The sequence below is a fragment of the Candidatus Thioglobus sp. genome, from assembly GCF_029243085.1.
Taxonomy (GTDB): Bacteria; Pseudomonadota; Gammaproteobacteria; order PS1; family Pseudothioglobaceae; genus Thioglobus_A.
In genome coordinates this window covers 1-3,834 of sequence record NZ_JAQWSS010000076.1, presented here as the reverse complement: position 1 = coordinate 3,834, position 3,834 = coordinate 1, and the positions used below count along the sequence as shown (strand labels likewise).

Annotated in this window: 4 protein-coding genes and 1 pseudogene; all 5 read right to left on the bottom strand. The window is 32.2% G+C overall.

From position 1 onward, the window contains the following. Nucleotides 1-53 precede the first annotated feature (53 nt). Nucleotides 54-389 (bottom strand): gamma-glutamylcyclotransferase family protein, encoded by a 336-nt coding sequence (locus tag P8M52_RS04130; RefSeq protein WP_300307717.1) that lies wholly within the window; start codon nucleotides 387-389, stop codon nucleotides 54-56. 200 nt (nucleotides 390-589) lie between these two features. Further along, nucleotides 590-1,135: a hypothetical protein gene (locus P8M52_RS04125; RefSeq protein WP_300307714.1), complete on the bottom strand. Its 546-nt coding sequence runs from the start codon at nucleotides 1,133-1,135 to the stop codon at nucleotides 590-592. 61 nt (nucleotides 1,136-1,196) lie between these two features. Further along, nucleotides 1,197-1,796 carry a response regulator gene (locus P8M52_RS04120; protein WP_300307711.1) on the bottom strand — a complete coding sequence of 200 codons (600 nt, stop codon included), beginning with the start codon at nucleotides 1,794-1,796 and terminating at the stop codon, nucleotides 1,197-1,199. Between the two features lie 3 nt (nucleotides 1,797-1,799). Then, the gene (locus tag P8M52_RS04115) at nucleotides 1,800-3,506 is read right to left on the bottom strand and encodes a sensor histidine kinase (protein WP_300307708.1); all 1,707 of its coding nucleotides are present in this window, start codon (nucleotides 3,504-3,506) and stop codon (nucleotides 1,800-1,802) included. Between the two features lie 143 nt (nucleotides 3,507-3,649). Next, nucleotides 3,650-3,834 (bottom strand): annotated as a pseudogene (locus P8M52_RS04110) (insulinase family protein); the annotation flags it as partial.

Genomic DNA, 3,834 nt, shown 5'->3' with positions numbered 1-3,834 from the left:
AAAATATTGGTACAAATATTCAAAACTAATCAACACCACTCAGCGCTAAATATCTAATTAGCGCTGACGTATACCCACGCCTTTTTTCCAGATTTCATCTGCCCCAATACTCGCTGATATGCATCAACTTCATATTCATCTGAATGTGATAATTCTTGTGCGCTAATTTTAAAAACCACACCAGATATTTGATCATCCTTATTATTCGATTTAACTGCAATTGGATGATGCGTCTTACCACTAAGCTGGACTACCTCTTCATTATCAATGGCCACCATTTGCAAACAATAGCCCAATAAATAATCTTTACAACCTTCCAATTCTCGGCCAAATGTTTCTATTTGAACGGGTGTATCTTGTAACGTTCCGTAAGAAAATAGCAACTTCATTTCATTCACAATAAGGCATTTTAACTAATTAATATAGTTAACCATAATATAGTAATTTAAAAAACTATAGACATAAAAAAACGCCACATTAGGAAATAAATCTGAGGAGAGATAGAAAACCAATGCGACTAGATAAATTATCCCAAAACACAGAAAAAAATACTATTATGGAAAACCATATAAATATGACCTAGATTTTCTTAAATAAGTTTATGTTGGATTAACATTGGTTTAGCGATAAAAAATGCAACAACAATAAAGACAATCGCACCTAAGATATCACCTTGAACATAAGATTGAAAATAAACCTTACCAGCACTGTATTGTTCTGGAGCATATAACAATGCAACCTTAGTCAGCGTTGTTGCCAAAGAAGCAATAACAATTAATGGCACTAAATGTAGATAATTTAGTGTTTGATTTTTTATAAAATCACCAAAATTCAGCTTTCGCATAAATAAAATAATGATTAATGGCATGAGGGCGTTAACTGTTCTGCTCATAACCTCATGTTGAGCAATATTAGCAAGACCTCCTTCTATAAATATTTCAGCTAACAAATAACCAGCTAACAAGCCTGGGAACACCTTAAAGCCAAATAATAAGTAAGATAACAACACGGCACCCATGGGTAGCCAGAGCATATTACCAATATCTGAATTGAAATGATCCATTGGAATAATCAATGAACGTGTCACAAAGACAATTAATAATGCTATTACATTATATTGTAGCGCTTTAATCATATTATTATGCAAAATTGAAATTTGTTATTGTACGCAACTAAGTATCATAATAATATATTTTTCAAATTGGATTATTAGTTAACAAAACCGACATCTTAACCAATTCAGACAGCGACCCTGCCTGCATCTTTTTCATCACTCTAGATCTGTGCGCTTCAACTGTTGGTATAGAGATAAATAATTTTTCAGCAATGTCTCGATTTTTACCACCTTTAGCAACATGCTTAAAAACTTCAATTTCCTTCTTGGTTAACAAACGATAACAACCTAATATTGTTATTCTTTCAGCAAACAGATCTATAGCAGCACCTACTTTAGCGGCCAATTCATCAGGATCAAAAGGTTTTTCAATAAAATCAACTGCACCTAGCTTCATAGCCCTGACTGCAATATCTACGTTCGCATGCCCAGTGATAAAAATAGTGGGCCTGATACATTTAATCTCATTGAGACGTCTCTGTAACTGTAAGCCATCCATGTCTTTCATGTCTATATCAGATATTAAACAACCAATTTCATCTTGATCTAACTCATACAAATAACTTTCTGCATCGGCATAAGCTTTCACTTTAAATCCATAAAGTCTTAAAAATTTAGACAAGGAATCACGCACTTTTTGCTCGTCATCAACAATATAAACATATAAAGATTTATCTTTCATTTTCTAAGCTACCTTGTGCAAAATAATTAAAAACTCACTACCCTCTTCTGAACTTGAATTAAGAACCAAATCACCCTCATAAGATTTGATTATACGTCGAGATAAATTTAGCCCAATGCCAAAACCTTCAGTAAGATTTTGCTTCTTATCACTCTTAAATAATACAAATAAATTATCAATATCCTCAATCCTTCCACCTGTATCCCGAATTGATACAATAATTGTGTCCTGTTTAACTAAAGATACAATAGACAAAGTATTGGCTTGTTTAGCATTGTTAATCATGGCGCTAATAGAGTTTTTAATCAAGTTCGACAACACTTGTTCAAACTCAATAACGCTCATTTTCACAAAACCAAGGCGTTCATCTAATGAGAGTTTCAATTTGATATTGTTATTAGTTAACTCTTTTTCAAACATCTTGGTCATTTTTACGATACTCTTGTTAACAACAAATCTTTCTTTAACGATATCTTTTGTTGATAAAAAATTACGAATATTAGCTAATAATGCCACACAGTGATCTGTTTTTAATTTTAATTCATAGGTAGTTGACTTAATTTGATCAAAATCATAATTAACTTCATCTTTTAGCAACTTATTAAGAATGTGCGCATCAATTTTAATCGAGGTAATAGGTTGAGCTAACTCATGCGTTATTTCTGAGAGTAGTTGATCTACTGAACTGATTTGAGAAGCTTTCTCAAGTTTTGATTTATATTGTTGAATTTTTAACTTTTGACGATTACGAAAAAACTGCAATAAAGATCCAATTAGAAATATAAATGCGATAATGAAAACATAATTTTCACGATAATATTTAATATAAATCGGCTCTTTGTAGCTACCAATTTTATATTTTCTCAATAACTTACGAACATATTCATAATCTAATGACTCAACCCATTGATTAGATTGGTTGTCATACTTATAGTCCAATAAATACTTTCTTATACTCTGCGTTAATTGAGAATTGCTATGTCGTAACGATGAAAACGCCCACTCTGGAGCTAGATCAGTGCTTAAAAAATATGGAAAACCTTGCTTAGAATCTAATATTTTAATTTGGTTGAGATCAAGCTGGTCAAGACTAATCATAGCCTCTATTACACCAGTTCGAACAGCACCAGCATCAACTAAACCATTGGCGACTGCATTCACAATATCATCTTGTGCGCCCAGAAACTCGATGCTTGCAAAATCTTGATAAGGGTTGATACCCTGTTTATCCAGATAATCTAAAGCCAACACCCACCCACCTAGTCGCTCAACAGTTGATGCGGCAAAGCTATTACCCTTTAAAGATTCAGTATTGTTTATTGAACGATTTTTTGATGAAGTAAAAATCACACTACCTAATTGATTGACATTAGCAATATCATTTTTAGTAAGTTCAATATGGGTGTTGTATAAACGAGAAAGCTCTATTGTGGTAATTGGTTGAGTAATAATATAATCAACTTTTTTATCCTCAACCATTTGATACAATAAAGATTCATCTAGCGTGTCAACAACCACGATATCAAAAACAAAGCCAGGCATCCTACGAGTTAAGTAATCAGCTGTTTTCTGCCAGCGCTTATAAGTGGCACTCTTGTATAAAAAAGATTGAATGCCAATTGTAATATTACTTGGCTGGCTTGAGGCTTTAGCACCAAACGTTAATATGGCGCTAAACAATAAAAAGACAGTGTATCTAAACCAAGGCATTATTCATTTTAACATTGAGAGATATTATTACCTATTATGGAAAACCATATAGATTAAGAGATTTAAAGTTTTAGTCATTATTGACAGTCTTCAGAAATTTTTCACCTTTAGATAGATTTTAAAAAACCATAAAATTCAATTATTTATTTTGAGTCACCAACACTTAAAATAATCAGCCTATTAAGGTCAATTAGTCGTCTAAAGGCTGATTGCACTTCTTTTTCACTAATAGTATCAATTTTTTTAGTAAAGCTACTCAAAAAATCACCTGGAAGCTCATAAAATCCTATAATTGATAAATAAGTTAGAATATTGGCGTTACTAGATG

Excerpts from the sequence above, each read along its gene's own strand:
- P8M52_RS04130 (WP_300307717.1), bottom strand. The coding sequence starts at position 389 with ATGAAGTTGCTATTTTCTTACGGAACGTTACAAGATACACCCGTTCAA.
- P8M52_RS04125 (WP_300307714.1), bottom strand. The coding sequence starts at position 1,135 with ATGATTAAAGCGCTACAATATAATGTAATAGCATTATTAATTGTCTTT.
- P8M52_RS04120 (WP_300307711.1), bottom strand. The coding sequence starts at position 1,796 with ATGAAAGATAAATCTTTATATGTTTATATTGTTGATGACGAGCAAAAA.
- P8M52_RS04115 (WP_300307708.1), bottom strand. The coding sequence starts at position 3,506 with ATGCCTTGGTTTAGATACACTGTCTTTTTATTGTTTAGCGCCATATTA.